At 67.8% G+C, this 15905-nt stretch carries 14 protein-coding genes; 10 read left to right on the plus strand and 4 right to left on the minus strand.

Translation table 11 applies throughout. The annotated features are described in order from the left end of the window. Nucleotides 1–280: 280 nt before the first annotated feature. Genes ACTHQS_RS02280 through ACTHQS_RS02290 form a run of 3 tightly spaced genes read left to right on the plus strand, consistent with a single transcriptional unit; the run spans nucleotide 281 to nucleotide 4318 of the window. Nucleotides 281–2092 carry a proline--tRNA ligase gene (locus ACTHQS_RS02280; RefSeq protein WP_440165659.1) on the plus strand — a complete coding sequence of 604 codons (1812 nt, stop codon included), beginning with the start codon at nucleotides 281–283 and terminating at the stop codon, nucleotides 2090–2092. Then, nucleotides 2089–2883: a sulfite exporter TauE/SafE family protein gene (locus tag ACTHQS_RS02285; RefSeq protein ID WP_440165660.1), complete on the plus strand. Its 795-nt coding sequence runs from the start codon at nucleotides 2089–2091 to the stop codon at nucleotides 2881–2883. The genes ACTHQS_RS02280 and ACTHQS_RS02285 overlap by 4 nt, the downstream gene beginning before the upstream one ends. A 43-nt stretch (nucleotides 2884–2926) precedes the next feature. Then, nucleotides 2927–4318: a pyridoxal phosphate-dependent decarboxylase family protein gene (locus tag ACTHQS_RS02290; RefSeq protein WP_440165662.1), complete on the plus strand. Its 1392-nt coding sequence runs from the start codon at nucleotides 2927–2929 to the stop codon at nucleotides 4316–4318. A gap of 67 nt (nucleotides 4319–4385) precedes the next feature. Here the strand turns inward: ACTHQS_RS02290 and ACTHQS_RS02295 are convergent, their stop codons facing one another. The 3 genes from ACTHQS_RS02295 to ACTHQS_RS02305 all read right to left on the minus strand — a co-directional run bounded on the left by ACTHQS_RS02295 (nucleotide 4386) and on the right by ACTHQS_RS02305 (nucleotide 7490). Beyond that, entirely contained in the window at nucleotides 4386–5444 is a 1059-nt protein-coding gene (locus ACTHQS_RS02295) for an aminoglycoside phosphotransferase family protein (RefSeq protein ID WP_440165664.1), read from the minus strand. A gap of 7 nt (nucleotides 5445–5451) precedes the next feature. Continuing rightward, nucleotides 5452–6219: a VIT1/CCC1 transporter family protein gene (locus ACTHQS_RS02300; RefSeq protein WP_440165666.1), complete on the minus strand. Its 768-nt coding sequence runs from the start codon at nucleotides 6217–6219 to the stop codon at nucleotides 5452–5454. A gap of 101 nt (nucleotides 6220–6320) precedes the next feature. After that, on the minus strand, nucleotides 6321–7490 hold the full coding sequence (locus ACTHQS_RS02305) for a DUF4439 domain-containing protein (RefSeq protein WP_440165668.1): 1170 nt from the start codon (nucleotides 7488–7490) through the stop codon (nucleotides 6321–6323). 106 nt (nucleotides 7491–7596) lie between these two features. Between ACTHQS_RS02305 and rimP the strand changes: the two genes are divergently transcribed. From rimP to rbfA, 5 genes are all read left to right on the plus strand, one after another. After that, nucleotides 7597–8208, plus strand: a complete 612-nt coding sequence (rimP, locus tag ACTHQS_RS02310) for a ribosome maturation factor RimP (RefSeq protein ID WP_440165670.1) — start codon at nucleotides 7597–7599, stop codon at nucleotides 8206–8208. Continuing rightward, nucleotides 8208–9188, plus strand: a complete 981-nt coding sequence (gene nusA / locus ACTHQS_RS02315; protein ID WP_159632360.1) for a transcription termination factor NusA — start codon at nucleotides 8208–8210, stop codon at nucleotides 9186–9188. The genes rimP and nusA overlap by 1 nt, the downstream gene beginning before the upstream one ends. Before the next feature lie 178 nt (nucleotides 9189–9366). Next, on the plus strand, nucleotides 9367–9657 hold the full coding sequence (locus tag ACTHQS_RS02320) for a YlxR family protein (protein WP_440165673.1): 291 nt from the start codon (nucleotides 9367–9369) through the stop codon (nucleotides 9655–9657). Between the two features lie 210 nt (nucleotides 9658–9867). Next, nucleotides 9868–12789 carry a translation initiation factor IF-2 gene (gene infB / locus ACTHQS_RS02325; RefSeq protein WP_440165675.1) on the plus strand — a complete coding sequence of 974 codons (2922 nt, stop codon included), beginning with the start codon at nucleotides 9868–9870 and terminating at the stop codon, nucleotides 12787–12789. Between the two features lie 254 nt (nucleotides 12790–13043). After that, entirely contained in the window at nucleotides 13044–13553 is a 510-nt protein-coding gene (gene rbfA / locus ACTHQS_RS02330; protein ID WP_440165676.1) for a 30S ribosome-binding factor RbfA, read from the plus strand. A 91-nt stretch (nucleotides 13554–13644) separates the two neighbouring features. On the opposite strand, the gene ACTHQS_RS02335 is transcribed toward rbfA, so the two are convergent. Further along, the gene (locus tag ACTHQS_RS02335) at nucleotides 13645–14772 is read right to left on the minus strand and encodes a ScyD/ScyE family protein (protein WP_440165678.1); all 1128 of its coding nucleotides are present in this window, start codon (nucleotides 14770–14772) and stop codon (nucleotides 13645–13647) included. 173 nt (nucleotides 14773–14945) lie between these two features. Here ACTHQS_RS02335 and ACTHQS_RS02340 point away from each other — a divergent pair, with 173 nt between their 5' ends. Continuing rightward, entirely contained in the window at nucleotides 14946–15449 is a 504-nt protein-coding gene (locus ACTHQS_RS02340; protein WP_440165680.1) for a nucleoside deaminase, read from the plus strand. Between the two features lie 2 nt (nucleotides 15450–15451). Further along, the gene (gene trxA / locus ACTHQS_RS02345; RefSeq protein WP_440165682.1) at nucleotides 15452–15889 is read left to right on the plus strand and encodes a thioredoxin; all 438 of its coding nucleotides are present in this window, start codon (nucleotides 15452–15454) and stop codon (nucleotides 15887–15889) included. Nucleotides 15890–15905: the final 16 nt, after the last annotated feature.

Genomic DNA, 15905 nt, shown 5'->3' on the forward strand with positions numbered 1-15905 from the left:
GGGTGGGCGGTCTCACCAGTCCTCACCAGTACTAAGGCGATAACGGCGTTGAGCCACGCCCGGATGCGATGACCAGCCCTATTGGGGGGCCAGGGGCTTTGTATTCCCGGGCGTGGCTCTACTGTGTCCGGACTGTGTCCGGCCACTGTGTTCCGGGGGTGCTCCCGGGCGTCTCCCGCCGCGGCCAGTCAGTGCCGCCGGTTGGGTGCCGGTAGATTAGTACCCAGACGAATTGTCCGGCCCTGCTGACCCAGCACTTCCCCAGAAACGGATACCACCCGTGGTCCTACGACTGTCCCAGCTTTTCCTGCGCACGCTGCGCGAAGACCCCGTCGATGCCGAGGTCGCCAGCCACAAACTCCTGGTCCGCGCCGGCTACATCCGCCGCGCCGCCCCGGGCATCTACACCTGGCTGCCGCTGGGGCTGAGCGTCCTGCGCAAGGTCGAGGAAATCATCCGCCAGGAAATGACTGCCATCGGCGCCCAGGAAGTCCATTTCCCAGCCCTCCTGCCCCGCGAGCCTTACGAGGCCACCAACCGCTGGACCGAGTATGGCGAGGGCCTGTTCCGGCTCCAGGACCGCAAGGGCGCCGACTACCTGCTGGCCCCCACGCACGAGGAAATGTTCACCCTCCTGGTCAAGGACCTGTACTCGTCCTACAAGGACCTGCCGCTGAGCCTGTACCAGATCCAGAACAAGTACCGTGACGAGGCCCGTCCCCGCGCGGGACTCCTCCGCGGCCGTGAGTTCATCATGAAGGATTCCTACTCCTTCGACGTGGACGACGCCGGCCTGGATGCCAGCTACGCCGCGCACCGCGCCGCCTACCTGAAGATCTTCGAACGCCTGGGCCTCGAGGTTGTGCCGGTGGCGGCCACCGCCGGTGCCATGGGCGGGTCAAGGAGCGAGGAATTCCTGTTCCCCACCGAGATCGGCGAGGACACCTTCGTCCGCTCCGCAGGCGGCTACGCGGCCAACGTGGAGGCTGTCACCACGGTGGTCCCCGATCCGGTTGACTTCACCAATGCCCCGGCCGCGGAAGTCCTGGACACCCCGGACACACCCACCATCGAGACCCTTGTTGCTGCGTCCAACCAGATTGCCCCGCGGGCAGAGGCCGACGGCGGCGCCTGGACTGCCGCTGACACGCTGAAGAACGTGGTCCTCGCCGTCACGCTGCCCACGGGTGAGCGGCAGCTTGTGGTCATCGGCCTTCCCGGTGACCGCGCGGTGGACCTCAAGCGCGTCGAAGCGAACATTGGCGCCTTCCTGCCCATGGCGGGGGAGATCGGACTCGAGCAGGCCGGCGAGGAGGACCTCAAGAAGCAGCCGCTGATCGTCAAGGGCTACCTGGGCCCGGGCCTCTCCCTGGACCAGGCCCTCCTCGGCGCCGAAAGCGCCACCAAGCTGCTGTACCTGGTGGACCCCCGCGTTGTCAGCGGAACCGCCTGGATCACCGGCGCCAATGAAGCCGGCAAGCACGTTTTCGGCCTGGTCGCCGGGCGCGACTTTGGCTGGGACGGCGTGATCGAGTGCACTGAGGTCCGCGCCGGCGATCCCTCCCCGGACGGCTCCGGACCCCTGGAAACCGCGCGCGGGATCGAGATGGGCCACATCTTCCAGCTCGGCCGCAAGTACGCCGAAGCCCTGGACCTCAAGGTGCTGGACCAGAACGGCAAGCAGGTGGTGGTCACCATGGGCTCCTACGGCGTGGGGGTTACCCGGGCCGTGGCGGCGCTGGCAGAGGCCAACCATGACGACCGCGGCCTTGTTTGGCCCCGCACCGTGGCCCCTGCAGACGTGCACGTCGTGGCCGTGGGCCGCGGCGAAGAGATTTTCCAGGCAGCGGAGAAACTCTCGGCAGACCTCGAAGCGGCAGGACTGTCAGTCATTTATGACGACCGCCCCAAGGTCTCTCCCGGTGTGAAGTTCGGCGACGCGGAACTGGTGGGCGTCCCCACCATCCTGGCAGTGGGCCGCGGGCTGGTGGACGGCGTGGTGGAGATCAAGGACCGCCGCAGCGGTGAAGCCGAGAACATCGAGGTGGACAAGGCCGTCGACTACGTGGTCAACGCCGTCCGCAACCAGTGATCTCCGGCTTCGAGTCGATCCAGCTCACCACCATCATCCTGATCGTGGTGGCTGGATTCGCAGCCGGCTGGGTTGACGCAGTGGTGGGCGGCGGAGGCCTTCTCCAGCTTCCCGCACTGCTGCTGGTTCCCGGCATCGCGCCCGTCCAGGCGCTGGCCACCAACAAGATGGGCTCCATCTTCGGGACCGCCACCAGCGCCGCCACCTACTACCGGAGGGTGGGCCCGGACCTCCGGACTGCCGTCCCCATGGCCGTCATAGCCCTGGCTGGCAGTTTCGGCGGGGCGAGCCTGGCGGCCACCCTGCCGGCAGGGGTCTTCAAGCCCATCATCGTGGTGGCGCTGGTCGCCGTCGCGCTTTTCACGGCACTCAAGCCCAGTGTCGGTGAACTGACGGCGCTGCGGCACGAAGGCCACCGGCACTACGTCGTCGCGTGCCTTATCGGTGCGGTGATCGGCTTCTACGACGGGCTCATCGGTCCTGGGACGGGATCCTTCCTGGTCATCGCCCTGGTGTCCGCCATGGGCTATGCGTTCCTGGAAGCGAGCGCCAAGGCCAAGATCGTCAACATGGCCACCAACGCCGGGGCCCTGCTGTTCTTCCTGCCGCACGGGTCCATTTTGTGGGGCATCGGCCTGGTGCTTGGGGCGGCGAACATGGCCGGAGGGTATCTTGGCGCCCGGACCGCCGTGCAGCAGGGCAGCAAGTTCGTCCGGGTGGTGTTCCTGGTGGTTGTCACAGCCCTGATCGTCAAACTCGGCTATGACGTCTGGCAGGAAAACTTCGCCTGAGCTGGTCCTCGTGACCCGGGCCCGCCCGGCGTAGCATGCAGGTATGGCACACGGCGATGAAGGGTTTGCCGCGGCATTGGCGGCCGCAGCGGGGTACTCGCAGGCGTGGCTGGACAGCCTCCCGGACCGCCCTGTAGGACCGGCCCGGAACGCCCGCGAACTCGCCAAAGTCTTCGGCGGACCGTTGCCGGAATCAGGAATGCCAGCCGTCGACGTCATCGACTTCCTGGCCAAACAGGCAGAGCCCGGCCTCATGGCCATGCCTTCGGGCAGGTTTTTCGGCTGGGTCATTGGCGGCACCCTTCCCGCCGCCCTGGCCTCCGACTGGCTGGTCAGCGCCTGGGACCAGAACGCGGGCCTCCGGTACGCAACCCCGGCCACCGGTGCCATCGAGGAAGCCGCAGGACAGTGGGTGCTCGATCTGCTGGGCCTGCCTCCCACAGCCGACGTCGGATTCGTCACCGGCGCCACCATGGCGAACTTCACCGGAATGGCCGCGGCCCGCTGGCGGTTGCTCACCGACGCAGGGTGGGACCTGGACCGCGACGGTCTGTCCGGCGCACCCCGGATCCGTTGCTTCGTGGGGCGGGAGCGGCATGACACCGTGGACCTTGGGCTGCGCTACCTGGGCCTTGGGAAGCCGGTGCAGGTTGACGCTGACGGCCAGGGCCGCCTTGTCCCCGCAGCACTCGACGCGGCCCTTGCAGACGGCACGGGCCCCGCTTTGGTGTGCCTCCAGGCCGGCAACCTGCACTCCGGTGCCTTCGACCCCTTCACCGAAGCCATCGCCGTCGCACGCAAACACGGCGCGTGGGTCCACATCGATGGTGCCTTCGGCCTGTGGGCTGCCGCGGCGCCGGAACTGCGGCACCTCACCCGCGGGTTTGAGGAGGCGGACTCCTGGGGCACGGACGCGCATAAAACCCTGAACGTGCCTTACGACTGCGGCATCGCCATCGTCCGGGATGCGTCGGCACTGCGGGCTGCTATGGGCCTGCATGCGAGCTATCTGGTGCACGACGCCGAAGGCCCGGGCGACCCCTTCGAAAAGGTCCCCGAGCTGTCCCGGCGCGCACGGGGTGTGCCGGTATGGGCGGCCCTGAAAAGCCTGGGCCGCGACGGCGTGGCCGCGCAAGTAGGTGGCCTGGCCGCGGCGGCAACGGCCATCGCGGAGGGGCTGGCAGCCTTGGACGGGGTGGAGGTCCTCAACGACGTTGGCTACACGCAGGTGTGCCTGGCTTTTGGGGACGACGACACTACCCGCGCTGTCACCGCCCGCATCATCGAGGAGGGAAAGGTGTGGATGTCCGGTTCGCACTGGCGGGACCGGGACATCCTCCGGGTATCGGTGAGCAACTGGCACACGGCGGGGGAAGATGTGGCCACGGCAGTTGACGCTGTCCGGTCCGCCCTGGCCGCGGTGCGGAACTCCTGACCCTTTTCCGCGCTGGAGCACGCAGTCCTGTGGCCGCGTCCGGTTGGCGCCCCCGGCCCTAGCCGCCCTATCCAGGTTCCCCCTGTCCAGGTTTCGGCAGCGAATGCGGATGCGGCAGGCCGTCCAGGGTGTTCCCGGCGAGGGTGCTGGCCACCCACAGCGACCGGGCCAGGTCACCCCGGTGGCCCTGCCCGGCGTACCACAGCGCATTTTCCACTTCCCTGGCGATCGCCCATTCCCGGGCCACCTCCGGGTCCAGGCCGGCGGCGGTGCTGAAGTCGTGGCAGCGGCTGAGGAGCGCAGGACCGGGCCGGTCCGCCGGCAGGTCTCCGAGGCGGTTCCACAGCAGCGGTGCAACCGCGAACTCGGGCTCGCCGATCATGGGCTGGGGGTCGATCGCTGCATAGCCGGCCGGTGTTGCCCCCGCCGTCCCGGGCCGCGCCAGGATGTTCAGGAAATGCAGGTCGGTGTGGACCAGGACGTCGCGGGCGGACCGGCGTCCCACCGCGCCCCGCGTCTGGCACACCTCCAGGGCCGCCTCCAACAGCCACCGGGGAAACGGCCGGCCCAGCTGTTCCCAGTCCGCGGGCAGGTCGTCGCTCCATTGTTCGGCCCGGGCGGCGATGTGGGTGAACTCCTGCCATTCCGGCCGCGGGTCCGGGACGAGTCCCAGCTGACGCACCAATCCGCCCCACACCTGCGCTGCGTCGTCCAGCGGCAGGTGCGCCAGTGACCGGTCGGCGGCGAGGCGCTCCAGGAGCATGGCGCACGATCCGCTGTCCCAGGCCAGCAGGACAACGGCGCCGCGGCCGTCCCAGAGTGCCAGCGCATGCCGCTCCACCTTGGCCTCGTCGTGGGGGAAAGCGATTTTGAGGGCTGCCGGCGAGCCATCGTCCTGCCGGACAGGGACCACGAGGGCGCCGTGGCCGCTCCAGGGGAAGCTGCGCGGTGGCAGGTCAACTTCCAGATGCCACTGCTCGAGGCGGTCCGCCAGCAGGCCCGGAAGACGGGCCAGCCAGGCCCGTCCCGCACTGCTGCGTGCGTACCGGGCAGCGAGGTCCGGGGGAATGGGAACGGCAGGTGACCCGGGAGCAGATACGGGACCCGGTGGCAAGATGCCGGGCACCACGGGATCAGACAACACCGGAGGCGCCGAGCAGGTTGCCGATGACGAACGTTGCCGCGAGTGCCAGGGCCCCGCCCACCACCACACGGACAGCTGCCCGGGTTTTCGACCCGCCGCCAATCCAGGCACCGAGTGTACCCGTCAACGCCAGGGCCACCAGGACCGATATGAAGGTCAGCGGCACCCGGAGCCCTGGCGGCGGAAGCAGGATGGCCAGCATGGGCAGGATGGCCCCAATGGTGAAGGCAATGGCCGAGGCGAAGGCCGCATGCCAGGGGCTGACGATGTCCGCTTCGTCGATGTTGAGCTCGGCGGACAGGTGCGCTGCCAGGACGTCGTGGGCCGTCAGCTCCTTGGCGACCTTGGCCGCCGTTTCAGGGGTGAGGCCCTTGGCCTGGTAAATGGCGGTCAGCTCGGCCAGTTCCGCTTCCGGATCCTCCTCGAGTTCGCGGCGTTCCTTCTCGATCAGCGCCCGCTGGCTGTCGCTCTGGCTGCTGACCGAAACGTATTCTCCCAGCGCCATGGAGACCGCACCGCCCACCACGCCGGCTACGCCTGCCGTGAGGATGGGGCCCGCCTCGGCGGTGGCCCCGGCCACGCCCACGACGATCGCGGCAACCGAGACGATGCCGTCGTTGGCGCCGAGGACACCGGCGCGCAGCCAGTTCAGCCGGTGCGCGGTGTCGTCGCCGTGCGGTTCCGTCTCAAGATGGCGGTTCAGGTCCGGGCCGGCCGCACCGGCTCCCGGAGCGTTGGCCGGTTCGTCCGCGTTCATTCCTTCAGCAAACCACCCCCGCCGGTCCAATGCCACCCCCGGACAAGGCCTCCCTGCCGGCAGGGATCCAGCACGGGAAGGCCGGCTGTTAGCCACGGGGTTCAGGATGCGGCGGGCGACGGCGCCACGCTGGCCCCGGCGGGAAGGCCGGTCCCAGCGGGAAGGGCAGGCAGTTGGCCGGCGTCCAGGGTGAGGCCCGGAACAGGCCCGGGATCTACGCCCCACTGCAGGGCACGTCCTGCGGCGGACTGAAGGGCAGCCAGGGCCCACTTCCGGTCCTGGCCCTGGGATACCGCCACCACGTCGCCGTAGGACGCCAGCGTAGCCGCCTCGAGCTTGCCCAGGGCCGCCGCCGGCGCAGCCAGGAAGCCGGGGCCAAGGACGTACCCGGGCTGTTGCGGCACGGAGCCGCCGCAGGCCGACCTAAGGCGTTCCGCTGCGGCCGCAGCCAGTCCCTTGTGCACGCCCAGGAAGTCCGACGCCGGGGCCGCCTCAGCGGGAGCGAGGCGGGGGAGTGCTGCCTGGTAGCCGTAGACGGCCTGCTGCTCGGCGGAAATGGCGGCGGCGAGGGCCTGGCGCGTGCTTGGGGGAGCGGTGGCCAACGTGCTTTCCTGCGCGGCCGGGGCTGAAGCAGCCGGGGCTGAAGCAGCCGGGCCTGTAGTGGACGCGCACGGAGAAGCGGCTGCTGCCGCCCCGGGCACCTCGGCACCAGGTCCTGCCGTTCCCTGCGGCACGGGGATCCCGGCGGCGACGGCAAGACGCCGGGCCGCGATGAGCTGCGCGGTGCCGGTGCCCGCGAGAAGCCGTGCCATGCCGCCGTCGGCCGTTTCAGCGTCCTTGAGCCGGGCTGTCCCGCTGTTGGCCAGGGCCTGGATCAGCTCCGCGGTGCTTTGCGGAGCGGCTGCGGAAGCTGGCGGCGCAGAAGCCGGCGGCGATGTCTGCGCTGACGCGTTCGCAGGCCCGGACGCGGAGTCGGACCCAGGGGACACCAGCGCCCTGGCCTGGATGGTCAGCAAGGTCACAACAGGGTCCAACGCGTTGGAATCCGCGGTGCCGGCGGATGCGAGCCCCAGTCCGGCGGCCCGCAGATCGAGGGCCGCGCCGAGCGCTGCTGCCCGGGCCTGCTCCGAAAACGGGGGCTCGGCAGGAGCAGGCTCTTCCGCGGGAATCAGGGCGAAACCGAGGCTCAGGACCACCAGGGCAGCAAGGGCAAGGACGGCATATCGGAGGGTGCGCATGCGGGGGTTGGTGTCCTGGCGGGGGTCTTTCACAACAGACCATGGTGTCACGCTGAGGGGGCACCCGGGTGCACCGCTGGGCCGGTAAAATGGCTACGCTAGTAAACACAACATCATCTATAGGGAGGCGGCCGGCATCGTGAGCAACGCAGAAGCTACGGCTTCACCAGACCACACCGGCTCGGGAAGCGGAACCGCGCCGGCCCACAATCCCGAAGCTGCCCGGCTCCGGGCCCTCCTGGAACCCGCAGTCCAGGCCAACCGCCTGTACCTCGAGGACGTGGCCATCATTCCCGGCTCCCACCGGGTTGTCCACGTTGTGGTGGACCTGCCACAGGAGGAAACCGGCGGGGTCAGCCTGGACGTCATCGCCGACATCTCCAGGGTGCTCTCTGACGTGCTGGACAACGACCCCAAAGACGACGGCCGTCCCTACGACCTCGAAGTGTCCTCACCTGGCGTCGGGCGTCCCCTGACCGAAAGCCGGCACTGGCACCGCGCCCGCGGCCGGATGGTCAAGGTCAACGTCATCCAGGGCGAAAACGTCACCGGCCGCATCCACGCCGTGGACGACGGGGGAGTGACACTGATCCCCGAGGTGCCCGTCAAGAAGGGCATGAAGCCCCGGCAGGGTGAGCCAGTAAAACTTCCTTTCGACAGGATCCGCAACGGAAAAGTCGAGATCGAATTCAGCCACCTCCCGGAGGACGGTCTGGAACCTGAACACAATGGACCTTCCGAGGAGGCCTGATGGATATTGACATGAGCGCACTGAGACTTTTGGAGCGTGAGCGTGAAATCCCGCTGGACCTCCTGATCCCCACCATCGAGCAGGCGCTCCTGGTGGCCTACCACAAGTCACCCGGCGCCTTCGAAAAAGCGCGCGCCGAACTGGACCGCAAGAGCGGACACGTTACCATCTGGGCTGTCGAAATTGACGACGACGGCGCCCCCATCGGTGAATTCGAGCACACGCCCGAGGGGTTCGGCCGCATCGCAGCCAGCACCGCCCGGCAGATCATCCTGCAGCGGCTCCGCGACGTTGAGGACGACAACGTCCTGGGCGAATTCAAGGGCCGCGAAGGCGAACTGGTGTCCGGCACCATCCAGCAGGGCAACAACCCGCACATGATCCAGGTCAACCTCGGCTCGATCGAGGCTCTCCTGCCGCCGCCCGAGCAGGTTCCAGGTGAGAAGTACATCCACGGCAACCGGCTGCGCGCCCTGGTCATCGATGTGCACCGCGGCACCAAGGGCCCGTCCGTCACGCTGTCCCGGTCGCACCCCGGCCTGGTCCGGAAGCTCTTCGAACTCGAAGTACCCGAGATCGCCGACCACTCCGTGGAAATCGTGGCGCTGGCCCGCGAAGCCGGGCACCGCACCAAGATCGCCGTCAAGGCGAACACCCCGGGGATCAATGCCAAGGGTGCGTGCATTGGTGAAATGGGCTCCCGCGTCCGCGCCGTCATGACAGAGTTGAACGACGAAAAGATCGACATCGTCGACTTCAGCGAAAACCCCGCTACCTTCATTGCCAGCGCCCTCTCACCGTCACGCGTGAATTCGGTCACCATCACGGACGAAGCCACGCGCTCCGCCCGGGTTGTGGTTCCCGACTACCAGCTGTCCCTGGCCATCGGCAAGGAAGGCCAGAACGCCCGCCTGGCGGCAAAGCTCACCGGGTGGCGCATCGACATCGTCTCCGACGCCGCGGGCAACCGCGATAAGTAAGGACCCGGCAGGGTGGCTGGCGCGCTGCGGCGGCCACCCGGTTTCGGGCAGAACGGCCCGGAGGGGCTAGAATAGATAAGACCGCGCCTAACGGCCGGTAGCCGTGTGCCTTGGGCGTGCTCGTTTCCGTGACTGCGGAGGCGGTAAACCTGCGGCCAGCAGAAAGAACGTCAGGACGATGACCGTGGCAGAAGTGCTTTCCACCGGGAATCAGCCCCAACGTACCTGCATCGGATGCCGGAAGAAAGGCCCGCGGTCGCAGTTGCTCCGGCTCGTCGCCGAAGGCAGCGGGTCAACCGCTGTCCTGGTGGATGAACGACGCCGGATGGCTGGCCGGGGTGCATGGCTGCACCCCAGCACATCGTGCCTGGCTCTGGCGATCAAGCGGCGAGCCTTCGGACGTGCCCTTCAGGGCGCGACCGGGACCGCCGCCGTCGAACACCGGATCACGTCAGGCCCGAAATGTTGACGCCGCCCCGGTGGCTGCAACACCAACCGTCCAACCTGAAAGCGGGTCAGAAATCTGATGGAAACCCGATGAGTTCCCAGCGATGAGTGCGTAACGATGACAACTTTGTTGCGCTCTGCAATGGGCCCCTTCGCATCAACAGCGGCTGGGGTCCGCAGTAAGAAGTAGACGGTTCGTGCCTGGCTCGGTGCGGACCGAGACAGGAGAAATGTGGCCAAGGTCCGCGTACATGAGCTCGCCAAAGAGCTCGGTATAACTTCCAAAGATGCAGTAACCAAACTGCAGGAACTGGGCGAATTCGTTCGCTCCGCCTCGTCAACCATCGAGGCCCCCGTTGTGCGGAAACTGCGCAACGCCTTCCCCGACGCTGCCGCGAAGTCGGCGGCACCGGCCGCAGCGCCCGCCGCTGCCCCGAAGGCACCCGCTCCCGCAGCAGGTACCCGTACTTCAGCCCCGGCTCCCGGCCCTGCTGCCCCCAAGGCTCCGGCCCCCAAGGCAGAGGCGCCGGCTCCGGCTGCCCCCGCCGAGCCCGCTGCCAAGGCAGCAGCTCCGGCCCCCGCAGCCCCTGCCGCCCCCGCGGCTCCGTCTGCGGCTGCTCCGTCTGCGGGTGCCCCGTCCACGGGTGCCAAGCCCGGTGCACGCCCGGCTCCCAAGGCCGAGACCCCTGCTCCCTCCGCCCGTCCGGGTGGTTCAACGCCCGGTGGTTCCGGCCCCCGTCCCGGCGGCCCCCGCCCGGGCAACAACCCCTTCGCCACCTCACAGGGCATGCCCCGTGGCCGCGGCGGAGACGGTGAGCGCGCTCCGCGTCCTGGCAACAACCCGTTCGCCACGTCCCAGGGCATGCCCCGTCCGGGTGGCGGCCGCGACGGTGACCGTCCAGGCGGTCCCCGTCCCGCAGCCGGTGCCGGTGGGCCGCGTCCCGGTGGGCCCCGTCCCGCAGCCGGCGCCGGTGGACCCCGCCCCGCAGCAGGCGCAGGCGGACCCCGTCCCGGCGCACCGCGTCCCGGCGGTCCCCGTCCCACTCCCGGCATGATGCCCAACCGCACTGAGCGTCCCGCACCCGCAGGTGCTGGCCGCCCAGGTGGCGGACGCGGTCCCGGACGCCCCGGTGGCGCTCCCGGTACCGGTGGTCCCGGTGCCGGTGGCGGTGCTCCCGCCGGCGGCGGCTTCGGCAAGGGTGGCCGCGGACGCGGTGGCACGCAGGGTGCTTTCGGTAAGGGCGGCGCAGGCCGTGGCAAGCAGCGCAAGTCGAAGCGTGCCAAGCGCCAGGAACTTGAGCAGATGAGTGCCCCGTCGCTGGGTGGCGTGAGCGTACCCCGCGGCGACGGCAACACTGTCATCCGGCTTCGCCGTGGCTCGTCCATCACGGACTTCGCCGACAAGATCGAGGCAAACCCCGCCGCACTGGTCACCGTGCTGTTCCACCTTGGTGAAATGGCCACGGCCACCCAGTCGCTGGACGAAGAGACCTTCGCCCTGCTGGGCGAGGAACTGGGCTACAAGCTCCAGGTTGTCTCGCCGGAGGACGAGGAGCGCGAGCTGCTCTCCGGCTTCGACATCGACTTCGACGCTGAGCTCGAAGCCGAAGGCGACGAAGACCTTGAGGCACGTCCTCCGGTAGTCACCGTCATGGGCCACGTCGACCACGGTAAGACCCGACTGCTCGATGCCATCCGCAAGTCCGACGTCATGGCCGGCGAACACGGCGGCATCACCCAGCACATCGGTGCCTACCAGGTCACTCACAACCATGAGGGTAATGACCGCAAGATCACCTTCATCGATACCCCGGGCCACGAGGCGTTCACCGCCATGCGTGCCCGTGGTGCCAAGGTCACCGACATCGCCATCCTGGTGGTCGCAGCGGACGACGGCGTCATGCCGCAGACCGTTGAGGCCCTCAACCACGCCCAGGCAGCCAACGTGCCGATCGTCGTGGCCGTGAACAAGATCGACAAGGAAGGCGCCAACCCGGACAAGGTCCGCGGCCAGCTGACCGAGTACGGCCTGGTTCCCGAAGAATACGGTGGCGACACCATGTTCGTAGAGGTCTCTGCCCGCCAGAACCTCAACATCGACGAGCTGCTCGAGGCCGTCCTGCTCACCGCGGACGCTGCCCTGGATATGCGCGCCAACCCGAACAAGGACGCCCGCGGCATCGCGATCGAAGCCAACCTGGACAAGGGCCGCGGTGCTGTTGCCACCGTCCTGGTCCAGTCCGGTACCCTGCGCGTCGGCGACACCATCGTGGCAGGCACGGCCCACGGCCGCGTCCGTGCGATGTTCGACGACGACGGCAGCGCCCTGACCGAGGCCGGCCCGTCCCGCCCCGTCCAGGTGCTGGGTCTGTCCAACGTGCCGCGCGCCGGCGACACCTTCTTCGTGACCGCTGACGAGCGCACCGCCCGCCAGATCGCGGAGAAGCGTGAAGCTGCCGACCGCAACGCCGCCCTGGCCAAGCGCCGCAAGCGCATCAGCCTGGAAGACTTCGACCAGGCCGTCGCCGAAGGCAAGATCGACACCCTCAACCTCATCCTCAAGGGTGACGTGTCCGGTGCCGTGGAAGCCCTCGAAGACGCACTGCTCAAGATCGACGTTGGCGAAGGCGTGCAGCTGCGCGTCATCCACCGCGGTGTTGGTGCCATCACGCAGAACGACGTCAACCTGGCAACGGTCGACTCCGCCGTCATCATCGGCTTCAACGTCAAGCCCGCCGAGCGGGTTGCCGAACTGGCAGACCGCGAAGGCGTGGACATGCGCTTCTACTCCGTCATCTACGCAGCAATTGATGACATCGAGATGGCACTCAAGGGCATGCTCAAGCCGGAATACGAAGAAGTCCAGCTCGGCACCGCCGAGGTCCGCGAAGTCTTCCGCTCCTCCAAGTTCGGAAACATCGCCGGCTCGATCGTCCGCTCGGGCATCATCCGCCGCAACGCCAAGGCCCGCATCAGCCGCGACGGCAAGATCATCGGTGACAACCTCACCGTTGAGACGCTCAAGCGGTTCAAGGACGACGCCACTGAGGTCCGCACGGACTTCGAATGTGGTATCGGTCTTGGGTCGTACAACGACATCACCGAAGGCGACATCATCGAGACCTTCGAGATGCGCGAGAAGCCGCGCGTCTAAGCTGGTTCTCAAACCAGTGGCTGGGCGCCTCCGAGTTTTGGGGGCGCCCCGCCCCTACGCTGGGCGGCAAAGGATCTTGCGATCCTTTGCCGCCCAGCTCCGGTAGGCCCGATGCCACTCCCGGGCGCCCCCAAAACTCTCCGGCATCTTCCTTGGCTCACCACGGCGAGCAGCACCTTAGGCGACCTTATCCGCCCAATTTGCTGCGCCGTCGTCGTAGGTCCCTAATTTTTTTCTTCTTATAGGAGTTGTTCATGGCTGATCCGGCACGTGCTGCCAAGTTGGCGCAGCGGATTAAGGTTGTTGTTGCTGAGGCTCTGGGCCGGAAGGTCAAGGATCCGCGGCTGGAGGGCATTACTGTCACCGATGCCCGCGTGACCAATGATCTGCAGCATGCCACTGTTTACTACACCGTCCTGGGCGACCAGACCGTCCAGGCTGATGCCGCCAAGGGGCTTGAGAAGGCCAAGGGTGTGCTTCGGCAGGAGGTGGGCCGGAACATCACCGTTCGCCTTACCCCCACCCTCGAGTTCGTGGCCGACCAGATTCCGGTCAACGCCTCCAACCTGGAGGAGCTGCTCCGGGAGGCCCGCAAGCGGGACGCAGAGGTTGCCGCCCTGGCAGCCAACGCGCAACACGCCGGCGACGCCGACCCGTACAAGACCGATGCATCCGGTGAGGTGGATATCGACGAAGACGACTTCGACGAAGAGGACCTGGACCTCACCGACGACGAGGACCTCGACGAGGACGGCAACAAGTAAAGACGCAAACAAGGGCCCGGGAGCCAGTCCCGGGCCCTTGGCATTTAATTCCTGTTGCTCCTATGGCTCCTGACTCCTGCTTGGCCTGGCGCTACCGGAGGTCCGCCTTGATCACCTTGCCCGCGGGCGGCTGGGACGGGTCACCCAGGGCGTCGATGGTCGCGTAGAGGGTATGGTCGCTGATGTCCACATCCGCCGGCATGTTCACCGTCAGGAACCGGGAGCGGTCCCCGTTACAGGTGAACTTCAGGATTTCGCCGCCGAACAGCGACGCCACATAGACATCGCCGTTGCCCGCAATCGCCAGGCCCGTCGGGCTGAGGATGTCCTCTGCCCAGAGGTCGGTGTCGCCGTTCCACGGATTGATCCTGAAAATGGCACCGCGGGCCCCGAGCTCAGGTCCTTCCGGGCCACCCGGCAGGGACGTCACGTACAGCATCCCGTCAGGTCCGATCCCCACATCCGTGGGAACCGGTTCAAAGGCATACTCATGGCCAACCACGCACGCGGGCACCTCCACCGTGTTTCCCATCATGTCCGTCGGAATCCGCAGGCCTGCCGGAACCACGGCCGGCCGCGGGGGCAGGACCGCGACGGTGTCGATGTCACCGTTCTTCAGGTTCACCTTGAGCACGGCGTTCATGCCTGCATCCGCAACATAGGCTGTGTTGCCACGTACCGCCAGTGCATACGGATGGGAATCCACGATGCCCTTGTAGGTGGCGGGAGGGAACTTCGGCCACGCCGCGAGGCACCGGGCGCTGACATCGTCGCCAAATCCGTAGTGCTGGTCTCCGTCGGGGTTGTGGCGCCGCTCGTAACCGGCAAAGTCGGCGATGGTGTCCACATCACCCCCGGCGTCGATGGACTTCAGGTATCCGTGCAGCCCGGCGGGGTCGCCCTGGCCGGCCCCCACGCTCTCCAGGAAGTACGTCGTGTTCCCGCGGGTGTCAGCGCCTGCTACCTCCCAGCCCTGGGAGGTACCGCTGGAAAGGTCTTCGGTGGTTCCGTCGCGGGCGATGCGGGTGAGCTTCCCGGCGAAATCCTGGGACACCTGGACCGATTTTCCGTGTCCGGCCGTGACGTGCAGCGGCGAGACGAAACCACCCGCCAGAACGTCATAGTCCGGCGTCTTCGAGGAAGCTGCGGCAGGGCCTGCGGACGCTATGGCAGCGGCCGAGGCCGCCATACAGGCTAAGAGTGCGAGTCTTTTCTTCATGGGGTACTCCGGGGTGCGGGGCCCTTGCGGGCTGGATATGGAAGCCTCGGTAGAGGCGAAATACATCCCCGGGCGCAAGCGTAGGCCCCTACCGGCTGGTAGTGGTTACGGGCATCCCCCTTTTTGGCCCCCTTTCCATCCCCCCATGGGGCTCCCGTGGCTAGGATCGTGCTATGAGTTCCGAGGATGCCAGTATCAGCCCGCCTGACCACCCTGAGTTGAGCCGATACCTTGAACAGGCCGTGGACCTTGCCACGCAGAACGTCGGCGAGGGCGGCGGCCCCTTCGGCGCAGTGGTGGTAACGCCTGACGGGCGCGTCCATGCCGGCGTTAACAGGGTGACCCGGGACAACGACCCCACCGCCCACGCCGAGGTGGTGGCCATCCGGGCAGCGGCGGCGGCAACAGCGGACTTCGACCTCACCGGCTCTGTCCTGTACGCAAGCTGCGAGCCGTGCCCCATGTGCCTGGCCTCCGCACTGTGGGCCAGGATCGGCCACGTCTACTTCGCCGCGGACCGGCACGGGGCCGCAGCTGCAGGCTTTGATGACGCGCTCTTCTACGACTACTTCAGCGGCGCCGCGCCGGAGCTGATGCCGGTCACCAGGGGTGACATCCCGACGTCGGACGTCCCCTTCCAGGCGTGGCGCGCCTTTGACAGCAGGAAGGAATACTAGCCATGGAACCTACACTCCTCAGCTGCCCCGCGTGCGGGAAGACCAACCGGGTGCCGGCGCAGGCTGCGGGCCACCCCCGCTGTGGCAACTGCAAGGCGGACCTGCCGTGGATAGTGTCCGCAGGCGACGCTGACTTCGCTGCGGTGGCGGAGCAGTCGTCAGTTCCGGTGCTGGTGGATTTCTGGGCAGCGTGGTGCGGACCCTGCCGGATGGTCAGCCCGGTCCTCGACAAGCTGGCCCGGGAGCGGCCAGGGAAGATCAAGCTGGTGAAAGTGGACGTGGACAAGTCGCCCGGCCTGTCGCGGCGGTTTGACGTGCAGGCCATCCCCACGCTGATGGTGCTCGTGGACGGGAAGGTCGCGGCACGCCAGGCCGGCGCCGCCCCGGCGGAGGCCCTCCGCACGTGGCTGGACCGGGCACTGGCCGGCGCACGCAGCTGACCCTGGCCGCCGCCGG

Source organism: Arthrobacter sp. SAFR-044, from assembly GCF_051965175.1.
Lineage (GTDB): Bacteria > Actinomycetota > Actinomycetes > Actinomycetales > Micrococcaceae > Arthrobacter.